This is a genomic window from Epibacterium sp. MM17-32, assembly GCF_022348205.1.
In the GTDB taxonomy this organism is placed as follows: domain Bacteria; phylum Pseudomonadota; class Alphaproteobacteria; order Rhodobacterales; family Rhodobacteraceae; genus Epibacterium.
In genome coordinates, this window is sequence record NZ_JAKRFC010000002.1 from 241,956 (window position 1) to 256,601 (window position 14,646).

Annotated in this window: 13 protein-coding genes; 8 read left to right on the forward strand and 5 right to left on the reverse strand. The window is 63.9% G+C overall.

Going from position 1 to position 14,646, the window contains the following annotated elements:
• The first annotated feature begins 40 nt into the window (after positions 1–40).
• The 8 genes from tsaB to MHM88_RS04145 all read left to right on the forward strand — a co-directional run bounded on the left by tsaB (position 41) and on the right by MHM88_RS04145 (position 8,112).
• Positions 41–706 carry a tRNA (adenosine(37)-N6)-threonylcarbamoyltransferase complex dimerization subunit type 1 TsaB gene (tsaB, locus tag MHM88_RS04110; protein WP_239360288.1) on the forward strand — a complete coding sequence of 222 codons (666 nt, stop codon included), beginning with the start codon at positions 41–43 and terminating at the stop codon, positions 704–706.
• Between the two features lie 4 nt (positions 707–710).
• Positions 711–1,136: a ribosomal protein S18-alanine N-acetyltransferase gene (rimI, locus tag MHM88_RS04115; RefSeq protein ID WP_239360289.1), complete on the forward strand. Its 426-nt coding sequence runs from the start codon at positions 711–713 to the stop codon at positions 1,134–1,136.
• 137 nt (positions 1,137–1,273) lie between these two features.
• Positions 1,274–2,269, forward strand: coding sequence for a BMP family protein (locus MHM88_RS04120; protein ID WP_239318831.1), 996 nt, complete (start codon positions 1,274–1,276; stop codon positions 2,267–2,269).
• Positions 2,270–2,462: 193 nt separating this feature from the next.
• Complete coding sequence (locus MHM88_RS04125) at positions 2,463–3,992, forward strand: ABC transporter ATP-binding protein (RefSeq protein WP_239360290.1); 1,530 nt, start codon at positions 2,463–2,465, stop codon at positions 3,990–3,992.
• Positions 3,993–5,087 carry an ABC transporter permease gene (locus MHM88_RS04130; protein WP_239318829.1) on the forward strand — a complete coding sequence of 365 codons (1,095 nt, stop codon included), beginning with the start codon at positions 3,993–3,995 and terminating at the stop codon, positions 5,085–5,087.
• Positions 5,087–6,094, forward strand: a complete 1,008-nt coding sequence (locus MHM88_RS04135; RefSeq protein ID WP_239360291.1) for an ABC transporter permease — start codon at positions 5,087–5,089, stop codon at positions 6,092–6,094. The genes MHM88_RS04130 and MHM88_RS04135 overlap by 1 nt, the downstream gene beginning before the upstream one ends.
• Before the next feature lie 318 nt (positions 6,095–6,412).
• Positions 6,413–7,330 carry a sulfite exporter TauE/SafE family protein gene (locus tag MHM88_RS04140; protein WP_239360292.1) on the forward strand — a complete coding sequence of 306 codons (918 nt, stop codon included), beginning with the start codon at positions 6,413–6,415 and terminating at the stop codon, positions 7,328–7,330.
• The gene (locus tag MHM88_RS04145) at positions 7,330–8,112 is read left to right on the forward strand and encodes a TIGR02186 family protein (protein WP_239360294.1); all 783 of its coding nucleotides are present in this window, start codon (positions 7,330–7,332) and stop codon (positions 8,110–8,112) included. Before MHM88_RS04140 ends, MHM88_RS04145 begins: the two co-directional genes overlap by 1 nt.
• A gap of 151 nt (positions 8,113–8,263) precedes the next feature.
• Here MHM88_RS04145 and MHM88_RS04150 read toward each other — a convergent pair whose 3' ends face one another.
• From MHM88_RS04150 to MHM88_RS04170, 5 genes are all read right to left on the reverse strand, one after another.
• Positions 8,264–9,001 (reverse strand): SDR family oxidoreductase, encoded by a 738-nt coding sequence (locus MHM88_RS04150; protein WP_239360305.1) that lies wholly within the window; start codon positions 8,999–9,001, stop codon positions 8,264–8,266.
• A complete protein-coding gene (locus tag MHM88_RS04155) occupies positions 8,998–10,551 on the reverse strand; it encodes an ATP-dependent RecD-like DNA helicase (protein ID WP_239360307.1) in 1,554 nt (517 codons plus the stop codon). The genes MHM88_RS04150 and MHM88_RS04155 overlap by 4 nt, the downstream gene beginning before the upstream one ends.
• A gap of 88 nt (positions 10,552–10,639) precedes the next feature.
• Entirely contained in the window at positions 10,640–11,359 is a 720-nt protein-coding gene (locus tag MHM88_RS04160) for an autoinducer binding domain-containing protein (protein WP_239360309.1), read from the reverse strand.
• Between the two features lie 392 nt (positions 11,360–11,751).
• On the reverse strand, positions 11,752–13,032 hold the full coding sequence (gene ccrA, locus MHM88_RS04165) for a crotonyl-CoA carboxylase/reductase (RefSeq protein WP_239318822.1): 1,281 nt from the start codon (positions 13,030–13,032) through the stop codon (positions 11,752–11,754).
• A gap of 127 nt (positions 13,033–13,159) precedes the next feature.
• On the reverse strand, positions 13,160–14,590 hold the full coding sequence (locus MHM88_RS04170) for a 1-acyl-sn-glycerol-3-phosphate acyltransferase (RefSeq protein ID WP_239360317.1): 1,431 nt from the start codon (positions 14,588–14,590) through the stop codon (positions 13,160–13,162).
• Positions 14,591–14,646 lie beyond the last annotated feature (56 nt).

The following is a 14,646-nucleotide window of genomic DNA, read 5'->3' on the forward strand; positions in this document are numbered from 1 at the left end:
CCGGCTGACCGCAGCCACAAACCACAGAGACTGAACCGAGATGCCGACAGACGCCCCCCTGATCCTGGGTTTTGACACCTCAGCGGCCCATTGCGCGGCGGCGTTGTTGCGCGGCAACGAAATTCTGGCGCAGCGCCGCGAGGACATGGCCAAGGGCCAGGCGGAACGCTTGATGCCACTGCTCGAGGACCTCCTGACCCAAAGCGGCGTGACATGGGCGGATCTGGACGCCATCGCGGTTGGCATAGGACCCGGCAATTTCACCGGCATCCGCATCTCCGTCTCTGCCGCACGCGGCCTTGCGCTGGGACTGGATGTGCCCGCCATCGGCGTCTCCAGTCTTGAGGCCCAGACCTTTGGAACCGCAGGCGTCGTGGTTTCCAGCCTCGATGCGCGCCGCGAGGGGCTTTATGTGCAGGTTTTTGGAACGCTAACCGGATCGCAGCCCCGCCACTGCACACTCGACACGCTGCCAGACATTCCCGCACACGCCGAGCCGTCGTGCATCGGACATCGCGACGAAGACATTGCCCCTCTTTGCGCAGGGACGGTCACCTCCCCCCGCTATCCCATTGCCGAGGCCATCGCCCGTGTCGCTGCCACTCGACTTGACCGGATCGATCTGCCCGCACCGGCACCGCTCTACCTGCGCGAGGCCGATGCCGCCCCCTCGCGCGAGCAGCCGCCTGCCCTGCTCGATGACTGATCCAATGCCACCGCAGGCCGACCCTGCGGCGCTTGCCGCCACGCACACAGCGGCCTTTACCCAGTCCCGACCGTGGACCGCGCAGGAGTTTGCAGAGCTTCTGGCGGATCGGTTCACCCATCTGACCGGCGACGCGCGTGCCTTTGCGCTGGTGCGCGAAATCGCGGGCGAGGCCGAATTGCTCACCATCGCCACCCATCCCGATCACCAGCGGCAGGGCCTCGGCCGCCAGATCATGCAGAGCTGGATGAAAACCGCCGCAGAGCGGGGCGCGACAGAGGCTTTTCTTGAGGTCGCACAAGACAATACCGCCGCACAGGCGCTATACTCGGCCTGCGGATTCGGTCTTGTCGGGATTCGAAAGGCCTACTATCCGCGCCCGACGACGGCAGCGGCGGATGCATTGCTCATGAAACGGCGACTTCCCTAGGGGAAGTTGGCGATTTTTGGACCGGTTGGTCAAAAAATTGTTGACCCCGGACCGGCACAGCAGGCTAAATCGCTCCACCTTTTTGAACGGACACGCCCGCCACGCGGGGCAGAAAAAGAAAAACTGGGAGTAACTGAATGACCCTGATGAAATCGCTCATGGGCGCGGCGGCAGCGGTTGCGCTGACCGCAGGTGCGGCTCTGGCAAACCCGGCGCTGATCTTCGATCTCGGCGGCAAGTTCGACAAATCCTTCAACGAGGCGGCCTATAACGGTGCCAAACGTTGGGCGGATGAGACCGGCGGCAAATATCTGGAAATCGAAATGAAGTCCGAAGCCCAGCGTGAACAGGCGCTGCGCCGCTTTGCCGAATCCGGCGCCAACCCGATCATCACCACCGGTTTCGCCATGAGCGCACCGCTGGCGGATGTGGCCGGTGACTATCCGGACACCAAATTCGTCACCATCGACGGCTGGGTCGATGCCCCCAATGTCCATGTGGTCAGCTTTTCCGAGCACGAAGGCTCCTACCTCGTGGGCATGATGGCGGCGCAGGCGTCCAACTCCGGCACCGTCGGCTTTATCGGCGGCATGGATGTTCCGCTGATCCGCAAATTCGCCTGCGGCTACGCCCAGGGCGTCAAGGCTGTGAACCCGGATGCCACCGTGATCTCCAACATGACCGGCACCACCCCGGCGGCCTGGAACGACCCGGTGAAGGGCTCCGAGCTGACCAAGGCGCAGATCTCCCAGGGCGCGGACGTGATCTATGCCGCAGCGGGCGGCACCGGCGTGGGCGTTCTGCAAACCGCCGCGGATGAGGGCATCCTCTCCATCGGCGTCGACAGCAACCAGAACCACCTGCACCCGGGCAAGGTCCTGACCTCGATGCTGAAGCGCGTGGACGTGGCAGTCTACAACATCCTGCAGGCCGGCGAAGACCTCGAAGTGGGCAAGGTCACCCTCGACCTCTCCGACAACGGTGTCGGCTATGCGATGGATGACAACAACGCCGAGCTGGTCAGCGATGAAATGCAGGCCACCGTCGAAGAGGCCAAGGCCCAGATCATCTCCGGCGACATCGAGGTTCACAACTACACCAGCGACGACAGCTGCCCGGTTCTGAACTTCTGATCGACATGATCCGCGCCCCGCTCCGCCATGGCAGATCTGCCCGGCGGGCGGGGCGTTTGCATATGGCCCGGAGGTCGCGTCCGCGTGCCCTCCGGGTTTGGTTTTTCCCGTCCCGGTCCTTCTTAACATGATCATAATGCGCAGCACGCACCCTGCGCGCATGAACCGGCGATGAGGCGACAGGGGAGCCCCGATGACGGCACCAGCAATCGAACTCAAAGGCATTTCCAAGGCCTTTGGCCCCGTCCAGGCAAACAAGGACATTTCCATCCGCGTCGAGCCCGGCACGATCCACGGGATCATCGGCGAAAACGGCGCGGGTAAATCCACGCTGATGAGCATTCTCTACGGGTTTTACAAGGCCGACAAAGGCGAGATCTGGATCAAGGGCAACAAGACCGAGATCCCCGACAGCCAGGCGGCCATCTCTGCCGGCATCGGCATGGTGTTTCAGCATTTCAAGCTGGTGGAGAACTTTACCGTTCTGGAAAACATCGTGCTCGGCGCCGAGGATTCCGGCCTGTTGATGCCCTCGCTCTCTCGCGCCCGCAAGGAACTGAAGGAGCTGGAGGAAGAATACGAGCTCTATGTCGACCCCGACAAGCGCATCGACGAAATCGGCGTGGGCATGCAGCAGCGGGTGGAGATCCTGAAGGCGCTCTATCGCAAGGCCGAAATCCTCATTCTGGACGAGCCCACCGGGGTGCTGACCCCGGCCGAGGCCGACCAGCTGTTCCGCATCCTCGACCGTCTGCGCTCGGAAGGGAAAACCATCATCCTGATCACGCACAAGCTGCGCGAAATCATGGAATATACCGACACCGTGTCGGTGATGCGGCGCGGAGAAATGACCGCGACGGTCAAAACCGCCGAGAGCAGCCCGGAACATCTGGCCGAGCTGATGGTGGGCCGCAAGGTACTGCTGCGCGTGGATAAAGTACCCGCCACCCCCGGCAAGCCGATCCTCGAGATCGAGAAGCTCTCGGTCGTCGACAGCGCCGGCGTGCAGCGCGTGAAAGACATCGACCTCACCGTGCGCGCGGGCGAGATCCTCGGCATCGCGGGTGTTGCGGGCAATGGTCAGTCGGAACTGCTGGAGGTGCTCGGCGGTATGCGCGAGGGCACCGGCAGCATCCGGATCAACGGCGCACCGCTGCCGCTGTCCGGCGCGGGCTCGGACGCCCGCGCCCGCCGTCACGCCGGCATCGCCCATGTGCCCGAGGATCGCCAGCGCGAAGGTCTCATCATGGACTTCCATGCTTGGGAGAACGTCGCCTTCGGCTATCACCGCGAAGAGATCTACAAAAAGGGCCTGTTCCTCGACAATGCCGCCCTGCGCGCCGACACCGAGGCCAAGATGGCCAAATTCGACGTCCGCCCGCCCAATCCCTGGCTCGCTGCCAAGAGCTTTTCCGGCGGCAACCAGCAGAAGATCGTCGTGGCGCGCGAGATTGAGCGCAACCCCGACCTCCTGCTGATCGGCCAGCCCACCCGCGGTGTCGATATCGGCGCCATCGAGTTCATCCACCAGCAGATCATGGAGCTGCGCGACCAGGGCAAGGCGATCCTGCTGGTCTCGGTGGAGCTTGAGGAGATCCTGTCGCTCAGCGACCGGGTTGCGGTGATGTTTGACGGCAAGATCATGGGCGAACGCCCCGCAGATCAAACCGATGAAAAAGAACTCGGCCTGTTGATGGCCGGCGTCGCGGGGGAGGCCGCGTAAATGGAAAAGATGCCAAAATGGGCCGATGTGGTGCTGATCCCGGTGATCAGCCTGCTGTTGGCCGCACTTATCTCCGCAATCGTGATCCTGCTCATCGGCGAAAGCCCGATGGAGGCGCTGGACCTGATGGTCACCGGCGCGCTGGGGTCGACCTATGGCTGGGGCTACACGCTCTATTACGCCACCAACTTCCTCTTTACCGGATTGGCGGTGGCGGTGGCGGCGCACGCCGGGCTGTTCAATATCGGTGGTGAAGGTCAGGCGATGATCGGCGGGCTGGGGCTGGCGCTGGTCTGCCTCTATATCCCCTTCCCGCATTGGACCATCGCGCTGGTCTTTGCCGCCCTCGGCGCCGGGATCTTTGGGGCAGCCTGGGCCGCGATCCCCGCCTATCTGCAAGCCAAACGCGGCAGCCATATCGTCATCACCACCATCATGTTCAACTTCATCGCGGCAGCGGTGCTGAACTACATGCTGGTGAGCGTGCTGAAGCCCAAGGGCGCGATGGACCCGGCCACGGCCAAGTTCCCCGAAAGCACGCAGCTGCCCTCCCTGCATGAGATCCTTGCGCCGATCGGCATCGAGTTCTCCAAATCCGCCCCCGCTAATGTCACGCTCTTTGTCGGCATTGCCGCCTGTATCGTGGTCTGGGGCCTCATCTGGCACACGCCGTTGGGCCACGAGATCCGCGCCTTGGGCAAATCCGAGCGCGGTGCGGTCTATGCAGGTATTTCGCCGGTGCGCACGGTGATGATCACCATGCTGATTTCCGGCGCGCTCTGCGGGTTGATGGCCACCAACAACGTCATGGGCGAGGCCGAGCGTCTGGTGCTGAACGCCACCGAGGGCGCAGGCTTCATCGGGATCGCGGTGGCCCTGATGGGCCGCAACCACCCGTTTGGGGTCTTCCTGGCGGCGATCCTCTTTGGGTTCCTCTACCAGGGCGGTGCGGAGCTGGCGCTTTGGACCAATATCCCGTCCGAGCTGATCGTGGTCATTCAGGCCCTCGTGATCCTGTTCACCGGCGCGCTCGACAATATGGTGCGCATGCCGATTGAAAAGATCTTCCTCGCCTTCCGGAAGGAGAACGCCTGATGGATTTCCTGACACTCATTCAGGTGCTCGACAGCACCGTGCGCATGGCAACGCCGCTTCTGCTGGCCTGTCTGGCGGGGCTGTTTTCCGAACGCGCGGGCATTTTCGACATCGGCCTTGAGGGCAAAATGCTGATGGCGGCGTTTTTCTCTGCCGCCGTTGCCGCCGTCACCGGCAATGTCTGGCTTGGCCTTCTGGCCGGGATCGCTGCGTCGATGGCCCTGTCCGGCCTGCACGGGCTGGCCTCGATCACCTTCCGTGGCAATCAGCTGATCTCCGGCGTGGCGCTCAACTTCCTGGCCTCCGGTCTCACGGTCCTGATTGCCGAGAGCTGGTTTCGCCAGGGCGGGCGTACGCCGTCGCTGTTCACCGAAGGCCGCTTCAACGGGATTGAACTGCCCTTTGCGATTGGCCCGACCGAGGCCGAAGCCGCCGACCGCCCGCTGAACGAGCTGATTGGCGAGGCCAATGTGATCCAGCAGATCTGGTCCGAGCTGATCTCCGGCCATTCCATTCTGGTCTATGTCGCCGCCCTGATGGTGCCGCTGACATGGTGGGTGCTGTTTCGCACCCGGTTTGGCCTGCGCCTGCGCGCCGTGGGGGAAAACCCGGCTGCCGTAGACACCGCCGGGGTCTCCGTGCGCGGGCTGCGCTTTGCCGCGATCGGCATTGCGGGCGTGCTCTGTGGCATCGCCGGCGCCTATCTCGCCACCGGTCTGCAGGCGGGTTTCGTCAAGGAAATGACCTCCGGTCGCGGCTATATCGCGCTGGCTGCCTTGATCTTTGCCAAATGGCGGCCCTGGCACGCGCTTGGGGCCTGCCTGCTGTTTGGTCTGTTGCAAGCGGTGGCTCTGCGGTTCCAGAGCATCCAGCTCGGGGGCGTGTCGATCCCGGTGCAGGTGATGGACGCCCTGCCCTATATCCTGACCGTCGTGATCCTCGCAGGCTTTGTCGGCAAGGCGATCCCGCCGCGCGCCGGTGGGCAACCCTATGTGAAGGAACGCTAGGTCCCCGGACCGTCTTGATCCGACCGGCAGGCCGATCAGCCCCCGCCCTCCCACAGGGCGGGGGTTTTTGCGTTCAACCGCGCCGGCCCTGTGCGCCTCGCCACTGTGTGCCCGGGCGATTCGAGCGCCGCGCGCCGCCCACCCCCTGCAGTGCGTCTGTAGCGCCTCCGCCTCACTTGCCGCACGCGGGGCGTTTTTCTGCCCATCACGGTCGCTTTCCCGGAGTGGCTGATCTAAGCTTTATAAAACCTCAGCCGGGTCACGCTGCGCGGCAGCATTTTTATTGATTCACCAGCCAATAAAAGACTAGTCAGGGATATGAATATCTACCTCCCCATCGCCGAAGTTGCCGTCAACGCGTTCCTTGTCCTGGGACTCGGCGGTCTGGTTGGCGTGCTCTCCGGCATGTTCGGCGTCGGCGGAGGCTTCCTGCTGACGCCGCTGCTGTTCTTTATCGGCATCCCGCCTGCGGTGGCGGTGGCGACCGGCGCCAATCAGATCGTGGCCTCCTCCGTCTCCGGTGTGCTGGCACATCTGCGGCGACGCACGGTGGACCTGAAGATGGGCGCGGTGTTGCAGGGCGGCGGGCTGATCGGGGCGACGCTGGGCGTGGCGATCTTCAACTATCTGAAATCGCTGGGTCAGGTCGATCTCTTCGTCACCCTGTGCTACGTGGTCTTCCTCGGCATTGTCGGCGGCCTCATGTTCATCGAGAGCCTGAACGCCCTGCGCAAATCCAAACGCGGCGCGCCCCCCAAGCGCAAACAGCGCGGCTGGGTCCACGCGCTGCCGTTCAAGATGCGGTTTCGCACGTCGGGCCTCTATATCTCGGTGCTGCCGCCGGTGGCGGTCGGGGTCTTTGTCGGCATGCTCACCGCGATCATGGGGGTTGGCGGCGGCTTTATCATGGTGCCGGCAATGATCTACCTCCTGGGCATGCCCACCAAGGTCGTGATCGGCACCTCGCTGTTCCAGATCATTCTGGTCACCGCCGCCACCACCATGATGCATGCGATCACCAACCAGACGGTGGACATCGTGCTGGCGGTGCTGCTGCTGATCGGTGGGGTCGTCGGCGCCCAGTTCGGCACCCGCATCGGCACGCTCCTGAAGGCAGAGCAACTGCGCATCCTGCTGGCGCTTCTGGTGCTTCTGGTCTGTGCCAAGCTGGGGCTCGATCTGCTGCTGGAACCAAGCGAGCTCTACTCCCTGAACCCGCTGCGGGAGGCCCGGTGATGCGCGCGCTTCTGACCTTCCTGCTGCTGGCCACCGCCCCGCTGCTGCCCGCGCTCCTCGTCACGCCACCGGCACAGGCCGAGGAGGTCGTGCTGGGTCTCAGCCAGGACCGGGTCGCCATCACCGCGACCTTTGACGGCTCCGAGATCCTGATCTTCGGCGCCGTCAAACGCGAGGCCCCGATCGCGACCGACGCACCGCTCGAAGTGGTCGTCACCGTTTCCGGCCCCAGCGAGCCGGTGATGGTGCGCCGCAAGGAACGCGAATTCGGCATCTGGGTCAACACCGACAGCGTCGCGGTGGATTCCGCGCCCAGCTTCTACGCGGTGGCAACCTCCGCCCCCTTCTCCGACGCCCTGAGCGATACAGAAGACCTGCGCCACAAGGTGTCGATCCAGCGGGCGATCCGCTCGGTCGGGGCGACGGTCGAAGGGGCCCAGGCCTTTACCGAGGCGCTGATGCGCATCCGCGAGGACCGCGGCTTCTACACGCTTCAGGAAGAGGCCGTCGCGCTGGATGAGCAGACCCTGTTCCGCACCGCCCTGCGCATGCCCGCCGATCTCATCGAGGGCGAATATGAGACGCGCATCTTCCTGACCCGGGCCGGGCGGGTGATCTCTCGGTACGAAACAGTGATCGAGGTGAACAAGGTCGGGCTGGAACGCTTCCTGTTCAACCTCTCGCGCGAACAGCCGGCGATCTATGGCGTGCTGGCGCTGGTCATCGCCATGCTGTCCGGCTGGGGCGCTGCCGCCCTGTTCCAGATGTTGCGCGACCGCTGAACCTGGCGCGACCGCGCCGCGCGTCAGCGCGGCGCCCGGCCCAACCAGAGGCCACGTGCCGCACGGCGCGGGGCATATGGGCGGGAGCGCCCCCGTCCCGGGTTTCGCCCCCTTCGGTGTCTCTCAGCCGGTGCCCCTCAACCGGCGCCTCTCAACCGCGGCCGATATAGGGCATTTTTGTTGCCATCACGGTCATGAACTGCACATTGGCCTCTAACGGCAGCTCCGCCATATGCAGAACCGAGCGCGCCGCATCCGCCACATCAAAGGTGTCCATCGGCGGCGCGTCCGGCTGTGCCTCGGCCTGCCGTTGCGCCAGGTCCGCCACCATCGGGGTGCGGGCATTGCCAATGTCGATCTGCCCGCAGGCGATGTCATAGGCACGCCCATCCAGCGACAGCGATTTGGTCAACCCGGTGATCGCCGCCTTGGTCGCCGCATAGGGCACACTATTAGGGCGCGGCACATGTGCGGCGATGGAGCCATTGTTGATGATCCGCCCGCCCCGTGGGTTCTGGTGGCGCATCCGGGCAAACCCCGCCCGCGCGCATAGGAACATGCCGTTGAGATTGACGTTCACCGCCGCAAACCAATCCTCCAGCGCGATCTCGTCAATGGTGCCCGGCGGGGTAAAGATGCCAGCGTTGTTGAACAGCACATCGATCCGCCCGGCCTCGGTGCAGAAGTGATCAAACGCGGCGTCGACCGCCGCAGGGTCGGTCACATCCGCAGGCAGCACCACGGCACGGCGTTGACCCGCGGCGATCTCCGCCAGCTTTTCCGCCCGCCGTGCCAGCAGGCCGACCGTCCAGCCGCGCCCGAGGAACAGCTCCGCCACCGCGCGGCCGATCCCGGAACTGGCACCTGTGACCAGAATGGAGTGTGTCATGCCGGCGCCTCCTCACCCTGTGCCTCAAGCGTCAATGTCGGGGCCGCCACCTGCCGCAAGTCATCGACCGGCAGCGGGCCTGTGGGCTTCGCCAACCGATTGCGCACCACCCAGATCAGCCGCTCCTGCGCGCGGGTGATGGCCACATAGGCCAGCCGCTTCCACAGGGGCTGGCCCGCCTCCACCCGCCCCATCCGGGCGGCTGCGTAAATATCGGGGGCAAAGACCTGTGCCGTATCCCATTGCGAACCCTGCGCCTTGTGGATCGTGACCGCCGCGCCATGCAAAAACGTGGCCCCCATGCGCGCGGCAAAGGGAATAAACGGTTCTTCTTCCTCGGGTTTTTCGATCTTCACGATGGAGGCGGCAGAGACCTGCGGGTCTTCTGCCCCCATCACATGCAGGCGCGAAAAACCAGGTTTGCGGCCGGGCCCGAGGTAGATCACCTGCGCGCCCTTAATCAGGCCGCGCGCCTCCAGATCCAGCCGTTTCTTGCGGTGCTTCAGCGGCAGCTCCAGCCCGTCACAGATCAGCGGTTCACCCTCAAGAAGCTGATCTTCGGGCGCGCCATGCACCGCGCGAAACGCGTTGATCAGCCGGATGCGCGTATTGTTGCGCCAGACCAGCACCGGCGAGCGTGCCATCAGATCGACCTCGACCCGCTGTCCCCAGACCACGCGCTCATCCTGACGGGCCTTGTCCTCCACCATACGCTCGAAATCTTCAAACCCTAGTTGCGGGTCCGCCAGCGCATGGGCCAGATCGAGGATCGGGTTGTCGGCCTCCTGGCGGTGAATCCGGTTGAGGATCAGCTTGCGCTCTTCGGGCAGGTCCTCAAACACCATCGACCCCGATTGGTTCACCGGTGCCAACTGCGCGGGATCGCCAAACAGCACCAGCGTCGGGAAAATCTCCTTCAGATCCTCGAACTGGCGATTGTCCAGCATCGAGGCCTCGTCGACAAAGCCGATGTCCAGCGGCTCTTCGCGCCGTTTCCAACCCGTGATGAAATCCGAACCCCGCAGCCCTGCCGCCGCCAAAGCGCCCGGCATGGATTTGTTGGTGGCATAAAAGGCTTCGGCGCGCGCCAGCGCCTCCTCGCTCAGCCCCTCGATCTCGGGCCGCTCCCCCTCGCCCGCCAGCCACTCGGCAATGCGCTCATATTCTGGGTCATAAACCGGGGTATAAAGAATGCGGTGGATGGTGGTGGCCGGCACACCGCGCAGGCGCAACACGCTTGCCGCCTTGTTGGTGGGCGCCAGAATGGCCAGGGTGCGTTTGTCGGCTTTCTTGCGGCTCTCGTAATCGCCCGAGACCACCTCGACCCCGGCTGCAGCAAGAGCCTTGTAGAACTCCGCCAGCAATAGCGTCTTACCCGATCCGGCCTTGCCGATCACCGCTGCCACGCCGGTTTCGCCGCGCGGTGGATGCAACAGATCCTCGCCCAGATCGACACCCGCCTTGCGCAGCTGTTCGGTCAGGGCATCAAAGGCTTGCGCCTGGTCATCGGAGAAGCGCAGCTCGGGCGCTGGCGTCGGGGCCTGTGTCATGGCGCGACCCTACAGCCGCACGCCAGAGGGCACCAGTGGGAAGGCGCATCGCAACGGCAGAAGTTCCACCCCGCTGCCCCCGGCAGGATCACACCGCGATCAGCCCCATGGTGATCGCCCGGGCCACCGCATGCGTGGTGTTCTGGGCTTGCAACTTGCCGCGCGCCCCTTCGATATAGACCCGCAGCGTATGCTCCGAAATCTCCAACGCCTCCGCCACACGCGCCCGGCTGCGCCCCTCGGCCAGCAGGCTCAGCGCCTCGATCTCGCGCAGCGACAGGGGCTGTTCGGGCAGCGGATAATAGGCCATTTCGAAATCCAGCGCCCGCCGGTTCACGTAATGCGCCACCAGGATCAGATCACGGCCATGTTTGCGGGTGAACTTGTCCCAGACATCGCCATCGCAGGTCTTGCTGACACTGAAAATGGCATATTGCCCCGCCGGTCCACGCACCGGCACGCTATAGCCCTGGCTGCCCATCCCAAAGGCAAGGGAATCCTTGCGATAGGCCGCCGCCAGTCGCGACGACCAGTCCAGATCCCGCCAATCGACGGGATGAACCGCAGTATAGCAGCCCACCGCCACCGGATCGATCCGGTGGTATGACATCGCGGAATAGCGGTCCTGCCAGGCGGTCGGCAGGGTGGAACAGCCATAGATGCTGCCGCAGCGATCCACCCAGCGATAAAAGACATGATCCACGTCGATCTGAGAGCGGAACCGATCCATCACCTCGCCGATCTCTTCGAGGTTGGCTGCGCTCTCGATCAATTCGAGAGTTGTGTTCAGGGTCTGACGTCTCACCATTCTCTCTCGTACCTACTCCCGACGCATTGCACCGCCGCAGCCGTCCCATCCGGAACCCGCCGCGTGGCACGGCGTGCCCCGCGGCGCCGGGCATTGGACGCCGGTCTGCGCCGCTCCACGCGCGCGCCATGTCCTTCAGAACACGGTCCTGCAGAACACGGGATCTGCGCACAGTTCAAACTTGGCGTAATGATAGTGCAACCTCCGGCCCGGCCCACTCCGGCCCGTGAGAAATCTCACTGATCCCTATCCTCGTCCGTCAGTTGTATCAGAACAATCCTCTCTAGTTCGACGACGAAAACCTATCAAAATGATAAAACCCGGCCGCGCGTGGCGACCGGGTCACGTTTTGCTGCAGTCTCCGGCCCCGTGCTCCGGGACGGGCGAGGCGCCTAGCCGTGCAGAACCTCTTCGAGGGTGCGCAGCCCGGTCCTCGGCGCCTGCACCAGCACCGACATATTGCCGGGCTTGTGCTCGTTGCGCAGCATCTTCATATGCGCCGCCGGCAGATCCGCCCAGGTAAAGACCTCGGACATACACGGATCCAGACGGCGCTCGATCATCAGCTTGTTCGCCGCCGAGGCCTGCTTGAGATGCGCAAAATGGCTGCCTTGCAGACGTTTCTGGTGCATCCACATGTAGCGCACGTCGAAGGTGCAGTTGAAGCCGGAGGTGCCCGCGCAGATCACCACCATACCGCCCTTCTTCACCACGAAGGTCGACACCGGAAAGGTCGCCTGGCCGGGGTGTTCGAACACCATGTCGACGTTATTGCCCTTGCCGGTGATCTCCCAGATCGCCTTGCCGAACTTGCGGGCCTCGCCGAACCATTCCGCATATTCCGGCGTATTGACGGTGGGAAGCTGTCCCCAGCAGTTGAAATCCTTGCGGTTGAGCACGCCTTTTGCGCCCAGGCTCATGACGAACTCGCGCTTGCTCTCGTCCGAGATCACGCCGATCGCATTGGCCCCGGCGGTATTGATCAGCTGGATCGCATAGGACCCCAGCCCACCGGAAGCGCCCCAGACCAGCACGTTCTGGCCCGGCTTCAGGTCGTGCGGCTCGTGGCCGAACAGCATCCGATAAGCGGTGGCCAGCGTCAGCGTGTAGCAGGCGCTTTCCTCCCAGGTCAGATGCTTGGGCCGCGGCATCAGCTGCTGGGCCTGCACATTGGTGAACTGGGCAAAGGAGCCATCGGGGGTTTCATAGCCCCAGATCCGCTGGCTGGTGGAATACATCGGATCACCGCCGTTGCACTCCTCGTCATCGCCGTCGTCCTGATTGCAGTGGATCACCACCTCGTCGCCGACCTTCCAGCGCTTCACCTTGTCCCCCACGGCCCAGACAATGCCCGAGGCATCGGAACCGGCGATATGATAGGGGGCTTTATGGCCGTCAAAGGGGCTGATCGGCTGGCCGAGTGCGGCCCAGACGCCATTGTAGTTCACGCCCGCCGCCATCACCAGAACCAGCACTTCGTTGCTGTCGAGGGTGGGCACATCGACCACTTCCTGCTGCATCGCAGTATCCGGCTCGCCATGGCGTTCCTTGCGGATCGCCCAGGCGTACATCTTCTTGGGCACATAGCCCATCGGGGGAATTTCCCCCATTTCATAGAGGTCTTTTTGCGGTGCGTCGTAGGTCATCATGCCGTCCTGCGTGTCCAGAGCCATGTCGGCCTCCCTTGGTCTCGATCTCTCTCGGCGCAGTGGTTCTGCAACGCAGAATCGCGCCGTTCTCCCCCAAGGAGTACGAACGGAAAGGTAATAAAGCAACCCCTGTCATTGCCTATTTGTAATTTTATGACCCAGCGGATGCAGAATTTCCTTTTGCGCCCGCAGAAACAGCCTCCGTTTCGGGAGGCGGCTCCAGGGCAGCGGGCACCAGATGGGCAATGGAGTTGGCGTAGTAGCGCAGCATGTCGATCTGGGCCCGCTCCGGGGTGACCAGCCCCCCGGATGTGCGGATCAGCCCGCGCCTGCGCATCTGCAGCACCGCGCTCCGGATCGCCACATCATGGGCGTGTTCGGGCAAATGAATGCTGGCCAACGGCATCCGCGCCACGGTTTCGCGCAGGGCCTGTAGGAGTGCCGCCTCACTCATCGCGCCGCGTTGCAACAAGAGATAGCTGACCATCGGCACTGGCAGCACCGGCACCACCTCTCCGATCCGGCGCATCAGCTCGGTCGACAGCATCCGCGCGCGATCTTCACGAGAGGTCTGCGGCAGTTCGCTAACGCTGAGCGGGCGGCCAAAGCTCACCGCCGCCTGCCCTGCATGCTGATACCGCCCGGTCAGCCAGAGCCAGAATTGCCGCAGCAAACGCAGCATCACCGCGCCGATCCGCGCCCGGAACCGCCGGTCGCCGGTCTGCGCCGCCCGGATCAGGATCTTGTCTTCCAGCACCCGGTCATAATTCAGCGCCACCGGCACAAAGACCACGTCCTTGCCCACCTCGGCGCTGCCATCCACGATGTATTTGAGCAAGCCATGTTTGGGCGGGGCCATCGCCCCCGTGAGGCTCAGGCCCCCTTCGGGAAACATCGCCTGCGTCACCCCCGCCCGCGTGGCCAGCCGCACATAAGCCGCCAGCACCGCCCGGTAGAGCGCATTTTGCGATTTGCGCCGGATGAAATAGGCTCCCATCGCCCGGATCAGCCGGCTCAGCGGCCAGACCCGCGCCCATTCACCCACCGCGTAGGACAGGGCCGAGCGTTTGGCGACCAGATAGGTCACCAGCACGTAATCCATGTTGGAGCGGTGGTTCATCACAAAAACCACGGTGGCGTCACGGTCGATGGCCTTCAAAAGCCCCTCGTCGTAACTGCCCAATCGCACCCGGTAGATCGCGTTCGACAGCAGCCGCGCCGCCCGGATCGCAAAACTGAAATAGGTGAACGCCGAAAAGGACGGCACGATCTCGCGCGCGTAGCGCCGCGCCTCCTCAAAGGCGACGTTTTCCGGGATGCCCTTTGCGGCCGCATGGTCCGAGACCGCCTGCGCCACCTGCGGGTCATAGATCAGCCGCTGGATCATATCGTAGCGGCGCGCCAGCTTGAACGGTTCGATCGGACGCTCCAGCCGCTGATTGAGCCGCGCCACTGCCCGTTCCAGCCGGCGGCGAAAGAACCAGCGCACCGAGGGAAACAGGAAATGCGACGCAAATGTCACCGCCGCAAACAGCAGGATCAGCACAAAAGCCCAAAGAGGAAGTTCAACAGTCTGCGTCATACCCGCACTCTTACTGCGCCCGCCTCTCGGCACAACTGCAACCGCGCATCTTCTGC

Bases quoted from the DNA above. Each gene is read 5' to 3' on its own strand.
- tsaB (WP_239360288.1), top strand. From the start codon at position 41: ATGCCGACAGACGCCCCCCTGATCCTGGGTTTTGACACCTCAGCGGCC.
- rimI (WP_239360289.1), top strand. From the start codon at position 711: ATGCCACCGCAGGCCGACCCTGCGGCGCTTGCCGCCACGCACACAGCG.
- MHM88_RS04120 (WP_239318831.1), top strand. From the start codon at position 1,274: ATGACCCTGATGAAATCGCTCATGGGCGCGGCGGCAGCGGTTGCGCTG.
- MHM88_RS04125 (WP_239360290.1), top strand. From the start codon at position 2,463: ATGACGGCACCAGCAATCGAACTCAAAGGCATTTCCAAGGCCTTTGGC.
- MHM88_RS04130 (WP_239318829.1), top strand. From the start codon at position 3,993: ATGGAAAAGATGCCAAAATGGGCCGATGTGGTGCTGATCCCGGTGATC.
- MHM88_RS04135 (WP_239360291.1), top strand. From the start codon at position 5,087: ATGGATTTCCTGACACTCATTCAGGTGCTCGACAGCACCGTGCGCATG.
- MHM88_RS04140 (WP_239360292.1), top strand. From the start codon at position 6,413: ATGAATATCTACCTCCCCATCGCCGAAGTTGCCGTCAACGCGTTCCTT.
- MHM88_RS04145 (WP_239360294.1), top strand. From the start codon at position 7,330: ATGCGCGCGCTTCTGACCTTCCTGCTGCTGGCCACCGCCCCGCTGCTG.
- MHM88_RS04150 (WP_239360305.1), bottom strand. From the start codon at position 9,001: ATGACACACTCCATTCTGGTCACAGGTGCCAGTTCCGGGATCGGCCGC.
- MHM88_RS04155 (WP_239360307.1), bottom strand. From the start codon at position 10,551: ATGACACAGGCCCCGACGCCAGCGCCCGAGCTGCGCTTCTCCGATGAC.
- MHM88_RS04160 (WP_239360309.1), bottom strand. From the start codon at position 11,359: ATGGTGAGACGTCAGACCCTGAACACAACTCTCGAATTGATCGAGAGC.
- ccrA (WP_239318822.1), bottom strand. From the start codon at position 13,032: ATGGCTCTGGACACGCAGGACGGCATGATGACCTACGACGCACCGCAA.
- MHM88_RS04170 (WP_239360317.1), bottom strand. From the start codon at position 14,590: ATGACGCAGACTGTTGAACTTCCTCTTTGGGCTTTTGTGCTGATCCTG.